This is a genomic window from Mesorhizobium sp. M1217 (genome assembly GCF_040318275.1).
GTDB lineage: Bacteria > Pseudomonadota > Alphaproteobacteria > Rhizobiales > Rhizobiaceae > Mesorhizobium.
In genome coordinates, this window is record NZ_JAMYMA010000019.1 from 1 (window position 1) to 18,762 (window position 18,762).

Below are 18,762 nucleotides of genomic sequence, written 5' to 3' on the forward strand. Positions count from 1 at the left end.
TGGGGGTTCCCCCACCCCCCTGCGGCCTGCGGCCCCTACTTTCTGCCCACACCCAACCCAAAAACCCGGGGCTATGGGCGGGGCGCTCGGGGGGGGTGGCCCGCGCCCCCCCTCGACGCCCCGGCGGCGGCATTGCTGGCACCGTATCTTGGAGCCGTCCGTTCGCTCAATCCGGACGGCGGCGTGAAAAAATACCCGGGTTCGCCGCTGATCGCCCGGCACCTGCTGCGCAAGCAGGACCGGCTGTCGGCGGTCGAGCTGCACCCTAAGGATGCTGCCAGGCTGAAGGCGCTGTTCGACGGTGACTTCCAGACCCGGGTGATCGAGCTCGACGGCTGGCTGGCGCTCGGCGCGCATCTGCCGCCAAAGGAGAAGCGCGGCCTCGTGCTCATCGATCCGCCTTTCGAGGAAGAGGGCGAGTTCGGTCGCTTGGTCGACGCGCTGCAAAGAGCCCATCGGCGCTGGCCAGGCGGCATTTACGCGCTGTGGTATCCGCTCAAGGACCGCAAGGCGGTCGCCGCCTTCCGAAAGGCGCTGAAGCAAACGGGCATTCCCAGGCTGCTCGACGTCGGCTTTGAGATCAGGCCGGCCTCGGTCGAGCCGAGCCTCGACGGCTGCGGCATGGTGATGGTCAATCCGCCCTTCACCCTGGAGGGCGAGTTGCGGACGCTGCTCCCGGCGCTGCACCGGCTGCTTGCTGTCGAGCAGCCATCGCATTGGACGCTGGACTGGCTGGCGGGAGAGTAGTTTGAGGTGCGGTCCTTGCCGTTCCCTCAGCGCAACCATCGTCACCGTAACCATCGTCACTACAACCGCTTGACCGCGCGTCAGCGAATCCGCACAGTGCGCGCAGTCGACCTTGAGAGGCTGCCATGACTCGCTTCGCCCAATCCGCCCTTGCCGCACTGCTCGCCGTTTGCACGCCGCTGGCTGCGCCTCTCGGCGTTACTCAGGCGGTGCAGGCCGCCGACCTTGCAATCTATACCGATGAGGACAGCGGCGTCTGCGGCGAGGCCTGGGTGCTGAACAAAATCACCGACCGCTTCTCGTATCAGGTGCATCACGTGCCGCATCTGCCGGATGTGCAGATCGTCGACTTCCAGCGCATCCACCAGCATCGCTATCTGCCGGCCGACGACACCTGGCCAATCGGCCGCCATTATTGCGGCGCCACCGTCAGCCTCTCCGACGGCCACGCCCGCACCATCTGGTATCTGATCGAGGAAGGCCAAGGCTTTGCCTCGATAGGCGACAATGTCGAATTCTGCGTCTCGGGCTTCGACCGCTGGATGGTCTACAACGGCCGCTGCCGCGTCCTGCGCTGAACCAGTGCCTTCCGATTCCCGATGGATTGTTGCGTCACTTAGGTGGTCGAGAAAAGAAACACCTGACGGCCGTCAGGATCGCGGACGATCACACGCCTGCCCATAGCCGTCGCCTTGACATCCGCAATGATTCCAAAACCATTGGCCTTCGCGGCAGAAGCCGCTTCGTCCGCGTCGGTGACCTCGAAGCCGATCATCGTTCCCGCTCCTTCCGCCGTCGTTCCTTCGTTTGCCGGATAGAGTTCGATCGCGAGCCCTTGACCTTGGAACGCGAAATGTATCGGACCGGAGCCGTGCTGCTCTTGCCTGAAGACAATTCCGAAATTCGCATAGAAAGCCGCGGCTGATCTGGGGTCAGCCGAAAACCATGTGACAAATGCCAAGCTCGGCAAGGGGGGCATTCATACCTCTTTGGTGTGTGGACTGTCCGGCGCTCAAGGTCGGACGGAGGTTGCGAAAATCGTAGATTTCCATGCAGGTCAACGCCAACCGGCCACATCGATCACTTTGCGGGGAAACAGCACTACATGGATTCGCTTGTTTATATTGTTGCAATTGGGGCGGTCGTTGCAGGTTTCGTCCAAGGGCTGTCCGGGTTCGCTTTCAGCCTGGTTGCCATGTCGTTTTGGGTTTGGACCGTGGAGCCCCAGCTTGCTGCTGCCATGGCGGTCTTTGGGGCGCTCACCGGCCAAATCATCGCCGCCGTCACCGTCCGCCGGGGTTTCGACCTCAAGCTTCTGCTGCCATTCCTGATCGGCGGGACCATAGGAATTCCGGTCGGTGTCGCCATCCTGCCCCTGCTGGATGTGCACTTGTTCAAGTTGATCTTCGGCGCGCTGCTGGTCGTTTGGTGTCCCTTGATGCTTTTTGCCCGTCGCCTCCCTCCCATCACGCTCGGGGGTCCTGTTGCAGACGGTGCAATAGGTCTGGTTGGCGGCATCATGGGCGGGCTTGGCGGCTTCACCGGCCCGGTTCCAACGTTGTGGTGCGTGCTGCGGCAATGGGAAAAGGACAGTCAGCGCATTGTCATCCAGAATTTCAACCTTGTGACCCTCTCCATGACGATGGCCGCCTATCTTGCGACCGGAAAGATCAAGCTCGAAATGCTGCCGATGTTTGCCATCGTCGCGCCGGCGATGTTGATACCGACACTCCTTGGCGCGAGACTCTACATCGGCATCAGCGAAGCAACGTTTCGAAAGATCGTCCTCACGCTCTTGGCCGCATCAGGTGCGGCATTGCTGGCATCGGCCTTGCCGCATCTCATGAGCCGGGTTTGAATCCGACGTACAGAAATCCCCGACTTCCGCCGTGCCCTGCGCTATCGACCGATGCGGCCCGCGCCCGATAGGTAGGCGCAGATCAGTTCGACGAGTTGCTTTTGCAGCTCCGGCGCGGCGAGCATGTTCCGGCGTGCCGCGTTATGGATCACACCTTCGATCGCCGACGACAGCACGCGCGCGACGGTCTCCATGTCGGCGCCTTTCCTTGGCTTGCGATAGGCGGCGACGGCGGTCGCGTAGTGGTTGAGATATTGTGTCTGGAACGAAGCGTGGGCGGCCCTGGAGCCGCGATCGCCCGGCGCCTCGTCGAGCAGCACCTGATGCAGTGTCGGGTGAATGCTGTGCGCCGCGATCATGCCGCGCACCAGCTCCTGCGCGAATTTCCTGAGCGGCTTTTGGCCTTCCGCCGAATCGCGAATGACCGACAGCACATGATCGAAATGACGGCGCCGGACGGCTTCGAGCAGGGAAAGCTTGTCGGGAAAATACTGGTAGAGCGTGCCGATGCTCACGCCCGCAGTCTCGGCCACCTTGTTGGTGGTGAAGCCGGCCCAGCCCAGCCCGCTCAGAACATGAGCCCCTGCCTCGACGATCGCCTCTACGGTCGCCCTGGAACGCGCCTGGCGCGGCTGCTTGCGCATGCGCGGATACGGTTTTGCAATGCGAGTAGACACGCCCGCCCATTCTCCTGAAAATATGAACAACATACTCGCATTTCCAGAAAAGGACACCGACCATGAGTGCGCACGCCCTGCTTCGCAGCCTGTTTGCCTATCAGGCCTGGGCAAATGACGAACTGCTGGAAAGGCTCGTCAGTCTCGACCCGCCCGTTCACGGCAAGGAACGGCAGGCCGTGATACGGCTCATCGATCACAGCCATGTGGTGTCGCCGATATTCTCAGCCCACCTGGTTGGTGCAAGCCATGGCTACTCCGCCGACAACATCGAGGACACGCCGGCCCTCGACGAACTTCGTGCCGCAGTCGCGGCGACCGATCGGTGGTATCTCGATTATCTCGAAACCGTTTCGTCGCAACAGCTCTCCGAGCCCGTCGCATTCGTGTTCACCGACGGGGATAAGGCATTGATGTCGCGACAGGAAATGCTGACCCACGTCGTACTGAACGGCGTCTATCATCGCGGTGAAGCGGGGCGCATCCTGGCGCAGATTTCCGTCACGCCGCCATGGGATACCTTCGCCGTCCATCTCCACAGGGCCGAGCCTTCGCGCCGGCTGCAGAAGCAGCGCGAGCCGCTCGGCGCCTGAACGGCCGAGCGTTTTCGATTAGGAGATCGGCTCGACCGGATCTATCGAGCGATATCCTGTCTTTCAGAAATGCGAGCTATCTGCTTATTTTCATCGCGTCGTGCAAGATAGTGCAGCGGCGTGCTCGTCGCGTTGCTTCGTACTTACCTGTAGTTTATCGTTTCGGACAAGACGAGGCGGGCGACCGCCTTCACTCTTGACAATGTTCGCGCTGAGCGTCGGACGTTGAAGCGCAGAGCTGGTCGAAAAGGTCCTGAGCTTGACGCGAAGACCGGTCGAGATAGAGCGAGCAGAATTTCTGTCGCAGAACTTCGCTGCGCGACACAAAGATTCGCAGCCGATTTTTGCACCGGTAAAATGGTCGCGCGCTCGCCGTAACCGAAACTTAAGCTGCAGAAATCATTCTAATGCTTCGCTGGCTAGCAAGCCGCGAGTCAGATATGCATTGCGCGCCGGGTCAATAACGGCCGTCGGCACAACGGAAGGGGCATGATATGGCTAAGCAGTCATCCAAAGCGCCGGCATCCAAGGCACCGGCAAAGAAAGCACCAGTAAAAGCAGCGGCGGCAAAGGCCGCAACTGCTGTGAAGAAAGCAGCACCCGCTGCCAAAGCGAAGGCCGCCGCGCCTAAGGCAAAAGCAGCGCCGGCGAAAAAGCCGGCCGCCAAGGCGGCAGCAAAACCAGCCGTGAAGAAAGCAGCACCTGCCAAGGCAAAAGCAGCACCGGCCAAGGCCAAGGCTGCACCGGCAAAGAAGGCGGCACCGGCCAAGAAGCCGGCTGCAAAGGCCGCTGCGAAACCCGCTGCGAAGAAGGCAGCACCGGCAAAGGCCGCCGCTGCAAAATCTTCCGCAGCAGTGAAGAAAGCAGCGCCCGCGGCCAAGCCGAAGGCAGCGCCCGCAAAGGCGAAGGCCAAGAAGTAGTCGCCGCTCTCCGATCGCCGGGGACAGTACTCAAGACAGCCAGGGCGGGATGCCGGACAGGCGCCTCGCTTGCTAGCTGACGGTCGGGCAGGACGAGAAAGAGGCGGGAGGAAGATGTCTTTTCGCAGCTCCCAGGACTTCGCCACGCGGCGAAGTCCGGTGGGATTTTCGTGGCTGCCAAAGACCAACCTTCGGTGCAAGGCCGAGTTGGTAGCTGATCGGATTTGGATTGTCCGACCTGCTCGCTTCTGCCGCCGCACCTCCGGCTCATCGCATCCAGATTGAAGTCGAGACAATGGCTGCGCGCTGGCGGCGCGGTTTTCCGCCTCTGGCCGTTGATGAAGCCAGCATGATCGGTCGTCAACAGTGCCCACGCACGAGCCCCAATCGGAATCGATTTTCGGTGAGGGTCATGCGCGAAGTCACAATGCTACCGCGTCCTCTTGCGCGTCCAACAGGACATATGGAACTGTAGCCGGTAAACAGGAATCGACAATGCCCAGACTGCTCTACGCGTCTACTTCTCCCTACAGTTCCAAGGTGCGCATGGCAGCACTTCATGCCGGCATTGCGGTCGATCTCGTGCCGATAAAGACCGAGGAAAAGCCGGCCGCGCTGATCGGCGCCAATCCGCTCGGCAAGATCCCGGTGCTGGTGCTCGACGACGGCCGCTCGGTCCACGACAGCCGCGCCATCACCCAGCATCTCAACCGGATGTCCAAGAACGCATTGTTTCCGCGCAATCCCGACAAGCGCCTCGAGGCGGAGGTGCTGGAGGCGTTGGCCGACGGCATCTGCGACTGCGCGCTGTCGATGGTCTATGAGCGGCGCACGCGGCCCGAAGAGATGGTCTACCAGCCTTGGCTCGAGCGCCAGTGGAGCAAGATTTCGGCCGCGCTCGATCTGCTCAACGCCAACCCGCCGAAGCTGCCGAAGAAAATCACTGTCGGCCAGATCGCGCTGCGCGCTTGCCTCGGCTATCTCTCGCTGCGCTTCGCCGGAAAATGGGAAAAGGGCCGCGGCCGGCTGACGCGCTGGGCGGCACGCTTCGACGAGAAATTCCCGGAGCTGAAGCCCGGCATCCCGGCTTGAGGGCGGGGATGGCGAAGCTACCGATCTTCCCCTAATGCATGTCGCGCAAAAGTGTGCAGCGGTTTTGTGATAACGACATGCATAAAACAGGAACCTAAGGCGCGTCGCATGCCGCCGGTCGAACGCGACGCGCTTTAGCGGATTCCTGGCGGGGGAGGCGCAACGGCCAATTTCGACATGCTGGGAGTGAGCCGGGCCGGCGAGGCTGGAAGGTTGGTCTTGGGGGCATTTTGGTCGACAGACGTTCCGCCCAGTCTTATCGTCGCTTTCTCAAACGTAAGCCGGTGGGGGAGGGCGATTTGATACAGCGCTTGTTTGCCCTGATCATTTGTCTATCCGCGTGCACTGGCATTGGCCTTGAACTCAGCACCTTGATCAAGGGCGGTGCATCGATGCTTGGCTCGCTGTGGGTGTTGGTGGGATATTTCACGATCCTGACCAACGGTCTTGTCGCCATTGTATTCGCAGCCATAGCGCTCCTCGGGGAGCGTTTCGACCATCCAACGCTGGTGGCGTGGACGGCTGCCGTGATGGCCCTGGTCGGGGTGATTTTCGCGGTGTTGCTCCAAGGGCTGCGCACTTTGGCTGGCGCGACCGCCGAAGCAACCTTTCTGCTCCACCAACTCAATCCTGTCCTTGTCTTATTGTTCTGGCTTCTATTCACGCGAAAGGGGAGGCTCTCGTGGCGCGATCCGCTTCTATGGGCGCTCTATCCCCTGGCCTATCTCGCTTATGCCCTGGCTCGTGGTGTCGCTGAAGGGAAATACGCTTACCCGTTCATAGATGTGTCCGCCAATGGCTGGGTCGCAGTCATGTCGAATGCCGCCACTATCGCCCTCGGTTTCATCGCAGCAGCCGAAGTTCTGGTCCTGGTCGACCGGATGCTGGCTCAACGCTGACCTCGAGATCACGCGTGCCCATGCCGACAGGATGGGCACCGGGCACAAAAAAAGCCGGGCGCGAGGCCCGGCTTTTTCGTGTCGTGGCTTGGACGACTTAGAACTTCATACCGACGCCGAAAGTGACGCGATTGTCGGTCGACTTGACCTTGCCGATACCGTCGAAGTTCTTGTCGCCGAAATCGGTGTAGCGGTACTCGACACGGCCGAACACATTGTCGGTGATCTTGATGTCGGTGCCGACGCCGGCCGTCCAGCCGAGCATGGTGTTGGTGTCGCTGAAGCCGGCGGCTTCCACCTTCTGGTTCTTCAGCGCGCCACCGGCGGTGCCGTAGAGCAGGATTTCCGGGGTAACAGCGTAGCCGAGGCGAGCGCGCAGCGAGCCTTCGACGCCGCCCTTGGCCTCGATGCCGGCATCGTCGCCCTTGACGCCGTTATAGCCGATATCGGCTTCGGCACCGTAGACGAAGTTCTCCTGCTGCCAGTTGTAGCCGCCGAAGACGCCGCCGACGAAGCCCTTGGTATCGATGTCGACACCAACGGTTTTGGCATCGGCATGGCCGGCGAAGCCGTAGCCGACGCTCACACCGGCATAGGGGCCGGCCCAGGATGCGACCGGAAGTTCGGCGATCGGGGCAGGTGCCGGCGGCTCTTCCTGAACCACGTCCGCGGCATAGGCGGTTCCGCCGAGGGCGAACAGCCCAAACGCCACCGCGAGCGGTCGCGCAAATTTAAGATTGGCTTGCATTGTTCTTTACTCCTTAAGCCACAGGACACAGGCTTGTTTTTTCATGAGCGCCCTCAACCCGTCCGGGGGGTGAAACGGATCCGGCGTTCAACGGTTCCAAATGTCGTGTCGAAATGCGGCTGAAGCGAACCTGAACTTGGGTCATTCCCTGGCACGAATGAGGCAGAACCTTGACGTTGCATCTTCGCAACAGCGAGATGTCAGCAGGTTCGCCGTGCTGCACTGCACACGGCTTGGTGCAAGGGCTCCCGCGCCCTATATTGCGGTCGGGCTGGCCCGGATTCCGGTCGAGCCAGAATGCCGACCGGGCCACTTTGCCACAATCCTGCCCCAGGTGGAAATGGGATTTAACACTTGGCAGGCCATATTTTGCCGGCCCGGTCCCGGCAGGTCGGAATCGGCATCAGATTGAGGATTGACAGATGAGCAAGGTCGCCGCGACGGCACTGGTGACAGGCGGGGCGAAGCGGATCGGCAGGGCGATCGTCGAGGATCTTGCTGCGCACGGTTTTGCCGTCGCCATTCACTGTAATCGCTCGCTGGCCGAGGCGGAGGCACTGGCGGCCGGGATCAACAGTGGTCATTTTGGTCGAGACGGCAGGGCCGCTGTGGTTGCTGCCGACCTGACCGACATGGACGCCGTCGGCAACCTTGTCGGCCGCGCGGCGGCGGCGCTCGGACCGGTGTCGCTGCTGGTCAACAACGCCTCGCTGTTCGAGCACGACAGTGTTGACGATTTCGACTGGCCGGCCTGGGATCGCCATTTCGCCGTGCATGTCAAGGCGCCGGCTCTGTTGGCGCAGACTTTCGCCCGGGCCTTGCCGCAGAGCAGTGAGGGGTTGATCGTCAACATGATCGACCAGCGCGTCTGGCGGCCGACGCCGCGTTATTTCTCCTATGCGCTGTCGAAGTCGACCTTGTGGGCAGCGACCGAGATGATGGCGCAGGCGCTGGGTCCCCGCATCCGCGTCAACGCCATCGGTCCGGGCCCGACCTTGAAGAACACGCGCCAGCACGACAGCGATTTCGACGCGCAGATTGCCGGCCTGATCCTGAAGCGCGGCCCGGAATTGCCCGAATTCGGTGACACCATCCGTTACCTCTGGGCGGCACGCTCGGTCACCGGCCAGATGATCGCGCTTGACGGCGGCCAGCATCTTGCATGGCAGACGCCCGATGTGACAGGCATGACGGAATGAGCCCCATGGACCAGAAACAAAAAACGCGCGGCGGCGCCGACGACCTGCCGCCCGAAATCGACCTCGAGGACGAGGCAGCCGAGGAGGTCGTCGAGCCTGCAGCCGCTGGTCCGGACGTCACCTTCACCGCCATCGACTGGACGCCGCATGCCGGCGATGCCGACGGCATGGTCGGCGCCGAGGTGATCCAGACGCTGGTCAAGCGGCTGCCCAACGCGCCCGGCGTCTACCGCATGATGAATGCCGCCGGCGACGTGCTCTATGTCGGCAAGGCACGCAGCCTGAAGAAGCGGGTCACCAACTACGCGCAAGGTCGGTTCCACACCAGCCGCATCGGCCGCATGGTGCGCGAGACGTCGACGATGGAGTTCGTCGTCACCCGCACCGAGATCGAAGCGCTGCTGCTTGAAGCCAACCTCATCAAGCGCTTGCGGCCGCGCTTCAACGTGCTGATGCGCGACGACAAGTCGTTTCCCTATATCCTGTTGACCGGCGACCATGTCTCCCCCGGCATCTACAAGCATCGCGGCGCGCGCTCGCGCAAGGGCGACTATTTCGGCCCCTTTGCCTCAGCCGGCGCCGTCGGCCGCACCATCAATTCGCTGCAGCGCGCCTTCCTGCTCAGGAGCTGCACCAACTCCTTCTACGAGAACCGCACCCGGCCTTGCCTTTTGTTCCAGATCAAGCGCTGTGCCGGCCCGTGCACCGGCGAGATCTCGCATGGCGACTATGCAAGGCTTGTCGCCGAGGCGAAGGATTTTCTCTCCGGCCGCAGCCAGAAGGTGAAGACGGAGATCTCCGCCGCCATGCAGCAGGCTTCGGAGAACCTCGATTTCGAACGCGCCGCCATCTATCGCGACCGGCTGGCGGCGCTGTCGCATGTGCAGAGCCATCAAGGCATCAATCCGCAGACTGTCGACGAGGCCGACGTCTTCGCCATTCATCAGGAGGGCGGCCAGGTCTGCATCCAGGTGTTCTTCTTCCGCACCGGCCAGAACTGGGGCAACCGCGCCTATTTTCCCAAGGCCGATCCGGCGCTCGAAGCTGGCGAGGTGCTGGGTTCGTTCCTGGCGCAGTTCTACGACGACAAGCCGACGCCACGCACCATCCTGTTGTCGTATGGCGTCGAGGACCAGGAATTGCTGGCGGAGGCGCTCTCCACGCGCGCCGGCCGCAAGGTGTCGATCTCGGTGCCGCAGCGCGGCGAGAAGAAGGACCTGACCGACAACGCGCTGCAGAACGCGCGCGAAGCGCTCGGCCGACGGCTCGCCGAGACCTCGACCCAGGCGCGGCTGCTCACCGGCTTTGCCGAGACCTTCGGCCTGGAAAAGCCGCCGGTGCGCATCGAGGTCTATGATAACTCGCACATCATGGGCACCAACGCCGTCGGCGCCATGGTCGTCGCCGGGCCGGAAGGGTTTGTGAAGAACCAGTATCGAAAGTTCAACATCCGCTCGACCGAGATCACGCCGGGCGACGATTTCGGCATGATGCGCGAGGTGATGCAGCGGCGCTTCTCGCGGCTGTTGAAGGAACATGGCGATGCCCCGCAAACCGAGAGTGCGGACGAGGCGAGCGCTACCGGACCGGGCGACGATGTCGAGGACGCCGGCGGCTTTCCGGCCTGGCCCGACGTCATCCTCATCGACGGCGGCCAAGGCCAGATGACGGCGGTGCGCAAGATCCTGTCCGATCTCGGCATCGAGAACCGCGTCGTGGCCATCGGCATCGCCAAGGGTCAGGACCGTGACGCCGGCCGCGAACGCTTCTTCGTCAAGGGCAGGGACTCATTCTCGCTGCCCGTACGCGATCCGGTGCTCTATTTCGTCCAGCGGCTGCGCGACGAGGTCCATCGCTTCGCCATCGGTTCGCACCGCGCCCGCCGCAAGAAGGAGATGGTCAAGAGCCCGCTCGACGAGATCAGCGGCATCGGCCCCGGCCGCAAGCGCGCGCTGCTGATGCATTTCGGCACGGCCAAGGCGGTCAGCCGCGCCGCCGTTGAGGATCTGGTCAAGGTTGACGGCATTTCCGAGCAGGTGGCGAAATTGGTCTACAATCATTTTCACGAGAGCTAAGATCTATTGCCGATATTTCGGCTGGCTAATCGATTCTGGCCTGTTGACCCCCCACATTCGCTTCTGATTTGACTAAGCAGGCAGAAAGAGTTCCCAAACATGGCCCAGCGCGCGTTCAACCTGCCTAACATGCTCACCTATGCCCGCATTCTGGCGGTGCCGTTGGTCGTGCTGTGCTTCTTCCTGGAAGGGCATCTGAAATCGAGCGACTTCGCCCGCTGGTCGGCGCTCATCATTTTCCTGCTCGCCTCGATCACCGATTACTTCGACGGCTATCTGGCGCGCGCCTGGCAGCAGACCTCCAATATCGGCAAGATGCTCGACCCGATCGCCGACAAGCTGCTGGTCGCCACTTGCCTGCTGCTGCTCGCCGCCGACACCGACCGCCATGCCGGCATCGCCGGCTGGTCGCTGTGGGCGGCGATCATCATCCTGTGCCGCGAGATCCTGGTCTCGGGTCTGCGCGAATATCTGGCGGCCCTGAAGGTCTCGGTGCCGGTGACGCAACTGGCCAAATGGAAGACCACCATCCAGATGGTCGCCATTGCCTTCCTGCTTGCAGGCCCCGCCGGCGACAAGATCTTTCCACTGACCACCCAGACCGGGCTGGTGCTGCTGTGGATCGCAGCCCTGGTCACGCTCTACACCGGCTACGACTATTTCCGCGCCGGCCTCAAGCACATCATGGACGAGTAACATGTCGACCAAGCTCATCTATTTCGCCTGGGTGCGCGAGCGGATCGGCAGACCGGAGGAAGACGTCGAACTGCCGGACGGCATTGAAACCGTCGCCGACCTGTTGCGCTGGCTGAAATCACGCGGCGAGGAATACGAGAACGCGCTGCAATATCCTGATGTGATCCGCGTCGCCATCAACCAGGAACATGTCGAGCACCGCGAGAAGATCGCCGGCGCGCGCGAGATCGCGCTGTTCCCGCCGATGACCGGTGGCTGAACCATGTCCGCGGTGGTGCCTGTGGTGCGCATCCAGGCGGAGGACTTCGATGTCGCCGCCGAGATCGCCAGGCTGACCCAGGGTCGCAACGACATCGGCGCTGTGGTGACCTTCTCCGGCCTTTGCCGCGACGAGCAAGGCAGGCTCTCCGCGCTTGAGCTCGAACATTATCCCGGTATGGCCGAAGCCGAGATTTCCCGCATCGCCGGCGAGGCAATCGAGCGTTGGCCACTGCAGGGCCTCACCGCCATCCATCGCCACGGCAAGATCGCGCCCGGCGAAAACATCGTGCTGGTGGTGGCGGCTTCCGCCCACCGGCAGGCGGCGTTCGAGGCCGCGAATTTCCTGATGGACTATTTGAAATCACGGGCGCCGTTCTGGAAGAAGGAACACCATAGCGACGGTTCGGAGGGCGGCTGGGTCGACGCCAAGGAGGCCGACGACAAGGCGGCGAGCCGCTGGAAGCAGCCGCCGTCCGAATAAAATCCCGACGGCCGTTCCCATACCCTGCCGGCCATTTATTGACCGCAATCCTGCGAGACCCTTGGCCGGAAGGGGAGCAGGATCATGCTGGACAGGATCGCCGAGTTCTTCATCTTCGGACTGGTGCCGCTGGCCGTCGGCATACTGGCCGTTCCGGATCATTCCGTGGCTGCCGAAAAGACCCTCAAGGGCAAGGTGATGTATCGCGAGCGCATCGCGCTGCCGCCTAATGCCGTGCTTTCCGTGCAGCTTGCCGACGTTTCGCTGGCCGACGCGCCGGCTGCAATCATCGGTGAGCGCAAGGTGGTGCCGGCCGGCCAGGTGCCGATCAAGTTCGAGATCAGCTTCGATCCGCAGGTGATCCGGCCTGATATGACCTACGCTCTGCAGGCGCGCATCACTGTCGACGACCGGCTGCTGTTCGTCACAGGTGCGCGCCACCAGGTCGACCCGCTCAGCGACGCGCCACAGACCATCATGCTGAAAATGGCGGCGCCGAGCGCCGAGCCGGCGACAGCTTCCGTGTTCGGCCAAAGCTGGCTGGTCGAATATATCGACGGCATCGGCGTGATTGCCGAGCCGCGGGCGACATTCCGGATCAGCGAAGCCGGCAAGGCCGGCGGCAGCGGCCCTTGCAACGTCTATTTCGCCACCGCCAAAGTCGATGGTTCGACGATTACCATCAGTGACATCGGTTCGACCTTCAAGGCCTGCGCGTCCGAGACCATGGCCGAGGAAAAGGCGCTGTTCGAGGCGCTGGCCAAGGCAGCGTCGTACCATATCGACGCCGGCAAGCTCATCATCGCCGACAAGGATGACCGCGTCATCCTGCGGTTCAATGCTGCGAGTTGAGACTTGTCGATATTCAGGTGAGGCCTGCACCGGCTCGGCCTGCCCTGATTCTCAACAGGCCTTGGACCGTTCCGAAACGATCACACCTGTGGTGGCTGCGCAGGCGTCAGGCCGAAGCGGCGCATCAAAGGCTGGCTCGCCGGAAGAGATAGCGAAGGTCGTGGCCTTCCTTGCTTCCGATGACGCCTCGTTTGTCTCAGGCCACGGCCTGCTCGCCGATGGCGGCTATTCGGTCGCCTGATCGGCCGCATGCCGATCACGTTGTGTTTCAGGGGGAATAAACTGGGCAGAGCGCGCGTTACGTCCTCATACGATGGCGGGTAAGGCAAAAGGGATGTTTGTCCCTTCGTTGAAGCCGCCAGAATGGCTGCGGCTCGTTCTGGCCTAACTCAAAGGAGTCCAGACATGAAAACGCACGCGCTTATCCTTGCCGCCACCGGTGCATCGCTCCTTGCCTTCACCGGCCTTGCCAAGGCAGACGACCATCTGTTCGACGCCCTCCAGCATGGTCTCAGTCCTGACAGCCAGCCTTTCCAGACCAACAAGGCTGGTCATAGCGGCGATCTCGCGCCCGGGCAGGGCAGCCCGTTCACCGGTCACGATACACAGACGCCGGCCACCGACACGGAAGCGGCGAACGAACATGCGAACGTGAAGGAACGCCAGGCGAAATAGACTGGCAGAACCCGCCGCTAGGGGCGGCGGGCGAGATCTATCGGGGCGACGACCGCATACACCAGGCATTCTCAATTTGTCGCGAGTTTGAATACCGCGCCGTAGTGGTAGGGCGGTATGTCGACCAGCCCGGCGAGCTTGAACCCGCTTGCTTCCACCGCCGCGGTGGTCTGTTCGGGTGACAGCCTCAGCTCGGTCTTCGGTCCGCGCGGCTCGCCCAGAACCGTGGTCTGCTCGCGCGGCTTCTGGTGCCAGTTGACGATGGCAAAACGACCGGCCCTGCCAAGCGTCGCCCGCACGGCGCGGGCAAGGCGCGGCCGGTCCGGAACGCCATGGAAAGCGTTGGCCATGAAGACGAAGTCGACGGGCCGGGGCACCAGCCTGGCAAGCTCATAGGCGTCGCCCGCCACAAACTCGCAATTGCTCGCGCCTCCGTCGGCCAGCCGCCACCGGGCGACTTCGAGCAGATCGGCATCGATGTCGATGGCGATGACCTGACGAACGACCCTGGCCATTGGCAGCGTGAACCAGCCGTCGCCGCAGCAGAGATCGACCACATCTATGCCGGGCTTCATTCCCACCGCCGTCAACACCCCGGCAGGGTCGGGCCACAACGCCTCCCACCAGCCACCGGTCGGCATCTCGGTGCCCTGGAACAAGCCGGGAATGGTGCTGGTCATGGCCTGGTCGGCTCCGTTGTCGCGACCGCGTTTGATCCGTGCCCTCGAGCTTAACGCACCCATGACCCGTCGAGGAGCCTGAACCTGAAAATGTCTGCTAACGAAAAAGGCCGGCGTTGCGCCGGCCTCTTTGATGGGTTCGGGATGCCGGCTTAGCCAACGATCTCGGTGTCCGAGAACCAGTATTTGATCTCCTGCGCGGCGGTTTCCGGCGCATCGGAACCATGCACGGAATTCTCGCCGATCGACAGCGCGTGCAGCTTGCGGATGGTGCCTTCGGCGGCGCTTGCCGGATTGGTGGCGCCCATCACTTCGCGGTTCTTGGCAATGGCGTTCTCGCCTTCCAGCACCTGCACGATGGTCGGGCCCGACGACATGGACTCGACCAGCTCGCCGAAGAACGGACGCTCCTTGTGGACGGCATAGAAACCTTCCGCCTCGCGGCGGCTCATCCACACCCGGCGCGAAGCGACCACGCGCAGGCCGGCATCTTCCAGTATCTTGGTAATGGCGCCGGTGAGATTGCGGCGGGTCGCGTCCGGCTTGATCATGGAAAAGGTGCGTTCGAGCGCCATGGGATCGTCCTTGTGATGGAGAGTGGAATTGAGGGTGGCGGGCTCTATACAAGCCGCCCGCCGGCTTGCCAAGGGGAGGTGGGCGCACAGCGCGTCGCCGTCAGCCAGACCCAATGTGTCATAGCTCAATCTCGATCGTCAGATTGGCCGTGTCGCCAGCCCCAAGGCCTTCGCGGACCCGCACCGCCGTCTTGATCGGTAAGAGCAGGCTGCCGGATTTCTTGTCGGGAAACAGCGATGTCCGCCATCTGGTCTGGCCGATGACGGCTTCCACGCCAAGCGAGCCCCAGGGCCTTGCCATCCCCACCATCGCCGTCTTGATCCAGGCTCCAGGTTCCGGCGGCAGCGTCACGAAATGCCAGCCGCCCTTGCCCGGATAGACCCAGATCTCGGCCTGCACGTCGCAGCGAAACATTCTATGCCCCTTCCTCAGATCAAGGCCGTCACGACTGGCTTTGCCTTTGGTCTCTTGTTGGCGATGCTGACGATTGGCGAAACATCCATGACATCCATTCTGCCCTGCAGGGGAGGAGTCATTCTCCCCTGCAAAGAGAATGGCTTCCCTGCAAAGAGAATGGCTTTCCTGCAACGAGAATGGCAGCGCCGCCGTTGCACTACCGTTTTGTCACGATCGAAGCGCGCCGGACTTCCCAGCCTTGCCGTTCCAGTTCCGGCACGCTGTGTTCCTCGCTTGGATAGCCGACGCAGAAATAGCCGATCAGCGTCCACTCCGGCGGTGCGTCCAGGATCGTCACCATCTCGACCGGATCGAGGATCGAGACCCAGCCCATGCCTATTCCTTCGGCGCGCGCCGCCAGCCACATCGTGTGAACCGCCATGACAGCGGAATAGTCTATGGTGGCTGGCATGGTCAGGCGGCCGAGCCCATGCCCTTGCTCGGTTGCGCGGTCGGCGAAAACCGCAAGCTGGCAGGGCGCCTCATTCAGGCCGGCAAGCTTCAGGCGCCCATAGAGCGCGGCGCGTTCACCGCAAAAATTTGCGAGTGCCTCCGCGTTGCAGCGCTCGAAGCATGCCCTAACGGCGGCGCGGCATGCTTCGCTCTCGACGATAACGAAGCGCCAGGGCTGGCTCAGCCCGACAGACGGCGCGGCGCTGGCAAGCTCGAGCAGCCGCTCCAGCGCCCCTTCGGGGAGCAGCGTCGGCTTGAACCGCCTGACGTCGCGTCGCCACAGGAAAAGATTGGCGAGCCCGGCGCGAAAGTCGGCCGGGAACTCTGGGTTTGCGGTCATGGCGCGCTGCCTCTGTTGTGATTGTCCGGTTCGCCGGACTTTCGTCTTGTTTGCTTCGATCCGGGCAGTGATGAGGCGCTTCGAGCGACACGTCGTCTACCCGCATTGTCGCATTTCGCCGGGGCGGCAATTCTAATGCATGTCGCGCAAAAGTGTGCAGCGGTTTTGCGCTAACGACATGCATCAAAACAAGAACCTAAAGCGCATCGCATGAGGCCGGTCGAACGCGACGCGCTTTAGCCGAGGCCCGGCGACATTGCCGCCATCTGCGCCGTTGGACCTTGATCGGCAAACAAAACCCGCCTCGGCAAGCCGGGCGGGTCGTTGGAGCCAATTAGCACCATACCCAGATTAGTAGCATAGCTGCCGGCACAAAGCAAGAACAAAATGTGGCGCCGCTGTAAAACTGCCGATTTCAACTCTCAAGCGAGGCGAGCGCCGCCGGCGCGACGGTGCGGCCGAGGCCGCCATGCAGATCGAGGCATCGTTCGAACCATTGCGCCACGACGTCGCTGTCGTCGAGCAGCCGGTAGGGCGTGGCGATGCGCGCCCATTGCAGCGCGCCGAAAACGATGTAGTCGGCAAACAGCGGCGACGGGCCGCCGATGAAGGGCTGATAGCCAAGCATCGAGCGGAGCGGCTCCAGCGAGGCCCGGAAGCTGGCGAGCCCAGCGTCGCGGGTGGCGTATACCGCCTCCAGGCGCTTGCCGAAGCGCTGCTCGCGGTTCTGCCGGAAATAGGCGGCGTTCGCCTCGTCCTGCATGGCGTGCAGGTCCAATATCGCAGCGGTGGTGACGTAGGGATGGATGGTCAGCTGCGACCAGCGTTCGATGAAGCGCGCCGTCGCCTTGCCGCCGTCGCCGGAAAACAATGTCGGCCGCTCGGGATAGGCCTGCTCGAGATAGAGCGCGATAGCGAAGGAATCGGCGACCACCGTCTCGCCGTCGCGGATCACCGGAACGAGCTTCGAGACGCCGCCTTCCACCTTCGGCACTTCGAGAAAACGGGTCGGCACGCTGGTGATGTCGAGCCCTTTGTGGGCCAGCGCCATCGCCGCCTTCCAGCAATGTGGGCTGAACGGGCGGGCGGCGTCGCGTCCGACAAGGTCGTAGAGCAGAATGGTCATTGGCGGCAGCGTCCTCGCAGTCTAACTATGCCCGAAACAGACCCACGCGAAACAGGGTCTCGCAGGTCGAGAGAAGAATGAAACAGCATTTCAGGATGTTTGCGGCCTACAATCAATGGGCCAATGGCCGCATCTACGATGCCGCCGCCGATCTCGACGAGGAAGAGTTCGACCGCAATATCGGCGTCTTCTTCGGCTCGATGATGGGAACGCTCAACCACCTCCTGGCAGCCGACCGTATCTGGATGAAACGCTTCACCGGCGAGGGCGACGCGCCGGCAAGGCTCGACACGATCCTGCACCGCGCCTTGCCCGGCTTGCGGCTGGCGCGCGAGGCCGAGGACAAACGGATCATCGACTGGGTCGACGGCCTGAGCGACAAGGCGCTGTCGGGCCGCTTCTCCTACATGACCGTCTCGGATATGCGCACCGTCTCGCAGCGGCTGGCGCCGGCGCTCGACCACTTCTTCAACCACCAGACCCACCACCGCGGCCAGGCGCATGCGATCCTGACCATTCTGGGCAAGCCAAGCCTCGGACTGGACCTGACGATGTTCCAGCGCAGCGAGGAGGGCAGGGCATTCGCCTGAACCTGGGGCGGCTGGGGAAGCGGTGGATAGGGGACGATCTGCCGAGATTGCAAAACGCGCCAAAACATTTTATGGAGCGCACGGTCGTGAGGGCGGCCGCTTCAGCAGCATTCAGCAGCAACAGCGAGAATTGGCACGCATGCCCAATGAACCCTTGCGCCTTGTGGCGTTCTTCGCCGTGGTCCTGGCGCTTCTCAACTCCGGTTATTATTTCCACCAGGGCGACATTGTCGCGACCATCTATTTCATGATCGGCGCCATTCTTGTGACTGCGGTGACCCGGATGAGCATCAGAAGGCAGCTGATTTAGGATCTGCCGACCTAAAACCACCGACAACGGACCGCATCTCCGGCCGGCCATGATGACGAAGAGGTTGCGTCAGGCGGCGTAGCCGCCGAGGCCCCGGGCGACCGGCTTGACCGAGACTGCCGGCTGGGCGGCCGGCCAGAGGATGCCGGCCGTCACGGCGAAGGTGATCAGGGCGTCGCGTGCCGCTTCGGCCGAGATCTCGCCGGCGCGTGCCGCCTCGCAGGCCTTTACCGCGGCGCCATAGCTCAGCCGCCGGCGCGAAGGCGGGAACTCGGTCAGGAACTCGTGCATCTCGGAGAACGAAGCGATCGTCCGCTTGTAGCCGGCGCCAACGGTTAGGGCGACCGGTGTGGAAAACGTCCTGTCGTGCATTCTGGCCTCTCGAATGGGCGGAGGTCACGGCGGACGCCGTTCTCCGGTCTGGGGGTCGGGCAGAAACGCGGATCACGGCGCGAGGT

At 62.7% G+C, this 18,762-nt stretch carries 26 protein-coding genes; 16 read left to right on the forward strand and 10 right to left on the reverse strand.

Annotated elements, in window-relative coordinates; genetic code table 11:
- Positions 1-747, forward strand: a 747-nt coding sequence (locus tag NKH37_RS26460; RefSeq protein ID WP_502906006.1) for a 23S rRNA (adenine(2030)-N(6))-methyltransferase RlmJ, incomplete at its 5' end; no start/stop codon positions are given.
- 125 nt (positions 748-872) lie between these two features.
- Complete coding sequence (locus NKH37_RS26465) at positions 873-1,325, forward strand: hypothetical protein (protein WP_352481793.1); 453 nt, start codon at positions 873-875, stop codon at positions 1,323-1,325.
- Between the two features lie 38 nt (positions 1,326-1,363).
- Here NKH37_RS26465 and NKH37_RS26470 read toward each other — a convergent pair whose 3' ends face one another.
- Positions 1,364-1,726, reverse strand: a complete 363-nt coding sequence (locus NKH37_RS26470) for a VOC family protein (RefSeq protein ID WP_352481792.1) — start codon at positions 1,724-1,726, stop codon at positions 1,364-1,366.
- 126 nt (positions 1,727-1,852) lie between these two features.
- On the opposite strand from NKH37_RS26470, the gene NKH37_RS26475 reads away from it, so the two are divergent.
- Positions 1,853-2,605, forward strand: coding sequence for a sulfite exporter TauE/SafE family protein (locus tag NKH37_RS26475; protein ID WP_353005236.1), 753 nt, complete (start codon positions 1,853-1,855; stop codon positions 2,603-2,605).
- 41 nt (positions 2,606-2,646) lie between these two features.
- Here NKH37_RS26475 and NKH37_RS26480 read toward each other — a convergent pair whose 3' ends face one another.
- Positions 2,647-3,282 carry a TetR/AcrR family transcriptional regulator gene (locus NKH37_RS26480; protein ID WP_502895886.1) on the reverse strand — a complete coding sequence of 212 codons (636 nt, stop codon included), beginning with the start codon at positions 3,280-3,282 and terminating at the stop codon, positions 2,647-2,649.
- Between the two features lie 62 nt (positions 3,283-3,344).
- On the opposite strand from NKH37_RS26480, the gene NKH37_RS26485 reads away from it, so the two are divergent.
- Positions 3,345-3,875 carry a DinB family protein gene (locus NKH37_RS26485; RefSeq protein ID WP_352791488.1) on the forward strand — a complete coding sequence of 177 codons (531 nt, stop codon included), beginning with the start codon at positions 3,345-3,347 and terminating at the stop codon, positions 3,873-3,875.
- A 457-nt stretch (positions 3,876-4,332) separates the two neighbouring features.
- Here the strand turns inward: NKH37_RS26485 and NKH37_RS26490 are convergent, their stop codons facing one another.
- On the reverse strand, positions 4,333-4,755 hold the full coding sequence (locus NKH37_RS26490) for a hypothetical protein (RefSeq protein WP_210164499.1): 423 nt from the start codon (positions 4,753-4,755) through the stop codon (positions 4,333-4,335).
- Between the two features lie 535 nt (positions 4,756-5,290).
- Here NKH37_RS26490 and NKH37_RS26495 point away from each other — a divergent pair.
- Positions 5,291-5,887: a glutathione S-transferase family protein gene (locus NKH37_RS26495; protein ID WP_023719799.1), complete on the forward strand. Its 597-nt coding sequence runs from the start codon at positions 5,291-5,293 to the stop codon at positions 5,885-5,887.
- 230 nt (positions 5,888-6,117) lie between these two features.
- The gene (locus NKH37_RS26500; RefSeq protein WP_352481788.1) at positions 6,118-6,786 is read left to right on the forward strand and encodes a Pr6Pr family membrane protein; all 669 of its coding nucleotides are present in this window, start codon (positions 6,118-6,120) and stop codon (positions 6,784-6,786) included.
- A gap of 97 nt (positions 6,787-6,883) precedes the next feature.
- Here NKH37_RS26500 and NKH37_RS26505 read toward each other — a convergent pair whose 3' ends face one another.
- Positions 6,884-7,534, reverse strand: coding sequence for an outer membrane protein (locus tag NKH37_RS26505; RefSeq protein WP_023719797.1), 651 nt, complete (start codon positions 7,532-7,534; stop codon positions 6,884-6,886).
- Between the two features lie 422 nt (positions 7,535-7,956).
- Here NKH37_RS26505 and NKH37_RS26510 point away from each other — a divergent pair, with 422 nt between their 5' ends.
- The 8 genes from NKH37_RS26510 to NKH37_RS26545 all read left to right on the forward strand — a co-directional run bounded on the left by NKH37_RS26510 (position 7,957) and on the right by NKH37_RS26545 (position 13,773).
- Entirely contained in the window at positions 7,957-8,733 is a 777-nt protein-coding gene (locus NKH37_RS26510) for an SDR family oxidoreductase (protein WP_023719796.1), read from the forward strand.
- Positions 8,730-10,808, forward strand: a complete 2,079-nt coding sequence (gene uvrC / locus NKH37_RS26515) for an excinuclease ABC subunit UvrC (RefSeq protein WP_352495590.1) — start codon at positions 8,730-8,732, stop codon at positions 10,806-10,808. The genes NKH37_RS26510 and uvrC overlap by 4 nt, the downstream gene beginning before the upstream one ends.
- 99 nt (positions 10,809-10,907) lie before the next feature.
- A complete protein-coding gene (gene pgsA / locus NKH37_RS26520) occupies positions 10,908-11,504 on the forward strand; it encodes a CDP-diacylglycerol--glycerol-3-phosphate 3-phosphatidyltransferase (RefSeq protein ID WP_127316551.1) in 597 nt (198 codons plus the stop codon).
- A gap of 1 nt (position 11,505) precedes the next feature.
- Entirely contained in the window at positions 11,506-11,763 is a 258-nt protein-coding gene (gene moaD, locus NKH37_RS26525) for a molybdopterin converting factor subunit 1 (RefSeq protein WP_352495589.1), read from the forward strand.
- 3 nt (positions 11,764-11,766) lie between these two features.
- A complete protein-coding gene (locus tag NKH37_RS26530) occupies positions 11,767-12,246 on the forward strand; it encodes a molybdenum cofactor biosynthesis protein MoaE (protein WP_352495588.1) in 480 nt (159 codons plus the stop codon).
- Between the two features lie 84 nt (positions 12,247-12,330).
- The gene (locus NKH37_RS26535) at positions 12,331-13,098 is read left to right on the forward strand and encodes a YbaY family lipoprotein (protein ID WP_352909465.1); all 768 of its coding nucleotides are present in this window, start codon (positions 12,331-12,333) and stop codon (positions 13,096-13,098) included.
- A complete protein-coding gene (locus tag NKH37_RS26540) occupies positions 13,085-13,339 on the forward strand; it encodes an SDR family oxidoreductase (RefSeq protein ID WP_352909559.1) in 255 nt (84 codons plus the stop codon). The genes NKH37_RS26535 and NKH37_RS26540 overlap by 14 nt, the downstream gene beginning before the upstream one ends.
- A gap of 164 nt (positions 13,340-13,503) precedes the next feature.
- Positions 13,504-13,773 (forward strand): hypothetical protein, encoded by a 270-nt coding sequence (locus NKH37_RS26545; protein WP_023719785.1) that lies wholly within the window; start codon positions 13,504-13,506, stop codon positions 13,771-13,773.
- Positions 13,774-13,844: 71 nt separating this feature from the next.
- On the opposite strand, the gene NKH37_RS26550 is transcribed toward NKH37_RS26545, so the two are convergent.
- The 5 genes from NKH37_RS26550 to NKH37_RS26570 all read right to left on the reverse strand — a co-directional run bounded on the left by NKH37_RS26550 (position 13,845) and on the right by NKH37_RS26570 (position 17,404).
- Complete coding sequence (locus tag NKH37_RS26550; RefSeq protein WP_353005238.1) at positions 13,845-14,453, reverse strand: class I SAM-dependent methyltransferase; 609 nt, start codon at positions 14,451-14,453, stop codon at positions 13,845-13,847.
- A 152-nt stretch (positions 14,454-14,605) separates the two neighbouring features.
- The gene (gene ndk / locus NKH37_RS26555) at positions 14,606-15,028 is read right to left on the reverse strand and encodes a nucleoside-diphosphate kinase (protein WP_023719783.1); all 423 of its coding nucleotides are present in this window, start codon (positions 15,026-15,028) and stop codon (positions 14,606-14,608) included.
- 118 nt (positions 15,029-15,146) lie between these two features.
- On the reverse strand, positions 15,147-15,443 hold the full coding sequence (locus NKH37_RS26560; RefSeq protein WP_352909467.1) for a DUF1905 domain-containing protein: 297 nt from the start codon (positions 15,441-15,443) through the stop codon (positions 15,147-15,149).
- A 199-nt stretch (positions 15,444-15,642) separates the two neighbouring features.
- The gene (bluB, locus tag NKH37_RS26565) at positions 15,643-16,278 is read right to left on the reverse strand and encodes a 5,6-dimethylbenzimidazole synthase (RefSeq protein ID WP_352909468.1); all 636 of its coding nucleotides are present in this window, start codon (positions 16,276-16,278) and stop codon (positions 15,643-15,645) included.
- 415 nt (positions 16,279-16,693) lie between these two features.
- Positions 16,694-17,404 carry a glutathione S-transferase family protein gene (locus NKH37_RS26570; RefSeq protein ID WP_352909470.1) on the reverse strand — a complete coding sequence of 237 codons (711 nt, stop codon included), beginning with the start codon at positions 17,402-17,404 and terminating at the stop codon, positions 16,694-16,696.
- A gap of 77 nt (positions 17,405-17,481) precedes the next feature.
- Between NKH37_RS26570 and NKH37_RS26575 the strand changes: the two genes are divergently transcribed.
- Together NKH37_RS26575 and NKH37_RS26580 are read left to right on the forward strand one after the other, a co-directional pair.
- Positions 17,482-17,994: a DinB family protein gene (locus NKH37_RS26575; RefSeq protein WP_352457652.1), complete on the forward strand. Its 513-nt coding sequence runs from the start codon at positions 17,482-17,484 to the stop codon at positions 17,992-17,994.
- A 139-nt stretch (positions 17,995-18,133) separates the two neighbouring features.
- Complete coding sequence (locus NKH37_RS26580) at positions 18,134-18,304, forward strand: hypothetical protein (protein WP_023677663.1); 171 nt, start codon at positions 18,134-18,136, stop codon at positions 18,302-18,304.
- A 69-nt stretch (positions 18,305-18,373) separates the two neighbouring features.
- Here NKH37_RS26580 and NKH37_RS26585 read toward each other — a convergent pair whose 3' ends face one another.
- A complete protein-coding gene (locus NKH37_RS26585) occupies positions 18,374-18,676 on the reverse strand; it encodes a DUF982 domain-containing protein (RefSeq protein ID WP_352452964.1) in 303 nt (100 codons plus the stop codon).
- Positions 18,677-18,762 lie beyond the last annotated feature (86 nt).

Excerpts from the sequence above, each read along its gene's own strand:
- NKH37_RS26465 (WP_352481793.1), top strand. The coding sequence starts at position 873 with ATGACTCGCTTCGCCCAATCCGCCCTTGCCGCACTGCTCGCCGTTTGC.
- NKH37_RS26470 (WP_352481792.1), bottom strand. The coding sequence starts at position 1,726 with ATGCCCCCCTTGCCGAGCTTGGCATTTGTCACATGGTTTTCGGCTGAC.
- NKH37_RS26475 (WP_353005236.1), top strand. The coding sequence starts at position 1,853 with ATGGATTCGCTTGTTTATATTGTTGCAATTGGGGCGGTCGTTGCAGGT.
- NKH37_RS26485 (WP_352791488.1), top strand. The coding sequence starts at position 3,345 with ATGAGTGCGCACGCCCTGCTTCGCAGCCTGTTTGCCTATCAGGCCTGG.
- NKH37_RS26495 (WP_023719799.1), top strand. The coding sequence starts at position 5,291 with ATGCCCAGACTGCTCTACGCGTCTACTTCTCCCTACAGTTCCAAGGTG.
- NKH37_RS26505 (WP_023719797.1), bottom strand. The coding sequence starts at position 7,534 with ATGCAAGCCAATCTTAAATTTGCGCGACCGCTCGCGGTGGCGTTTGGG.
- NKH37_RS26510 (WP_023719796.1), top strand. The coding sequence starts at position 7,957 with ATGAGCAAGGTCGCCGCGACGGCACTGGTGACAGGCGGGGCGAAGCGG.
- uvrC (WP_352495590.1), top strand. The coding sequence starts at position 8,730 with ATGAGCCCCATGGACCAGAAACAAAAAACGCGCGGCGGCGCCGACGAC.
- pgsA (WP_127316551.1), top strand. The coding sequence starts at position 10,908 with ATGGCCCAGCGCGCGTTCAACCTGCCTAACATGCTCACCTATGCCCGC.
- moaD (WP_352495589.1), top strand. The coding sequence starts at position 11,506 with ATGTCGACCAAGCTCATCTATTTCGCCTGGGTGCGCGAGCGGATCGGC.
- NKH37_RS26530 (WP_352495588.1), top strand. The coding sequence starts at position 11,767 with ATGTCCGCGGTGGTGCCTGTGGTGCGCATCCAGGCGGAGGACTTCGAT.
- NKH37_RS26535 (WP_352909465.1), top strand. The coding sequence starts at position 12,331 with ATGCTGGACAGGATCGCCGAGTTCTTCATCTTCGGACTGGTGCCGCTG.
- NKH37_RS26540 (WP_352909559.1), top strand. The coding sequence starts at position 13,085 with ATGCTGCGAGTTGAGACTTGTCGATATTCAGGTGAGGCCTGCACCGGC.
- NKH37_RS26545 (WP_023719785.1), top strand. The coding sequence starts at position 13,504 with ATGAAAACGCACGCGCTTATCCTTGCCGCCACCGGTGCATCGCTCCTT.
- NKH37_RS26550 (WP_353005238.1), bottom strand. The coding sequence starts at position 14,453 with ATGACCAGCACCATTCCCGGCTTGTTCCAGGGCACCGAGATGCCGACC.
- ndk (WP_023719783.1), bottom strand. The coding sequence starts at position 15,028 with ATGGCGCTCGAACGCACCTTTTCCATGATCAAGCCGGACGCGACCCGC.
- NKH37_RS26560 (WP_352909467.1), bottom strand. The coding sequence starts at position 15,443 with ATGTTTCGCTGCGACGTGCAGGCCGAGATCTGGGTCTATCCGGGCAAG.
- bluB (WP_352909468.1), bottom strand. The coding sequence starts at position 16,278 with ATGACCGCAAACCCAGAGTTCCCGGCCGACTTTCGCGCCGGGCTCGCC.
- NKH37_RS26570 (WP_352909470.1), bottom strand. The coding sequence starts at position 17,404 with ATGACCATTCTGCTCTACGACCTTGTCGGACGCGACGCCGCCCGCCCG.
- NKH37_RS26575 (WP_352457652.1), top strand. The coding sequence starts at position 17,482 with ATGAAACAGCATTTCAGGATGTTTGCGGCCTACAATCAATGGGCCAAT.
- NKH37_RS26580 (WP_023677663.1), top strand. The coding sequence starts at position 18,134 with ATGCCCAATGAACCCTTGCGCCTTGTGGCGTTCTTCGCCGTGGTCCTG.
- NKH37_RS26585 (WP_352452964.1), bottom strand. The coding sequence starts at position 18,676 with ATGCACGACAGGACGTTTTCCACACCGGTCGCCCTAACCGTTGGCGCC.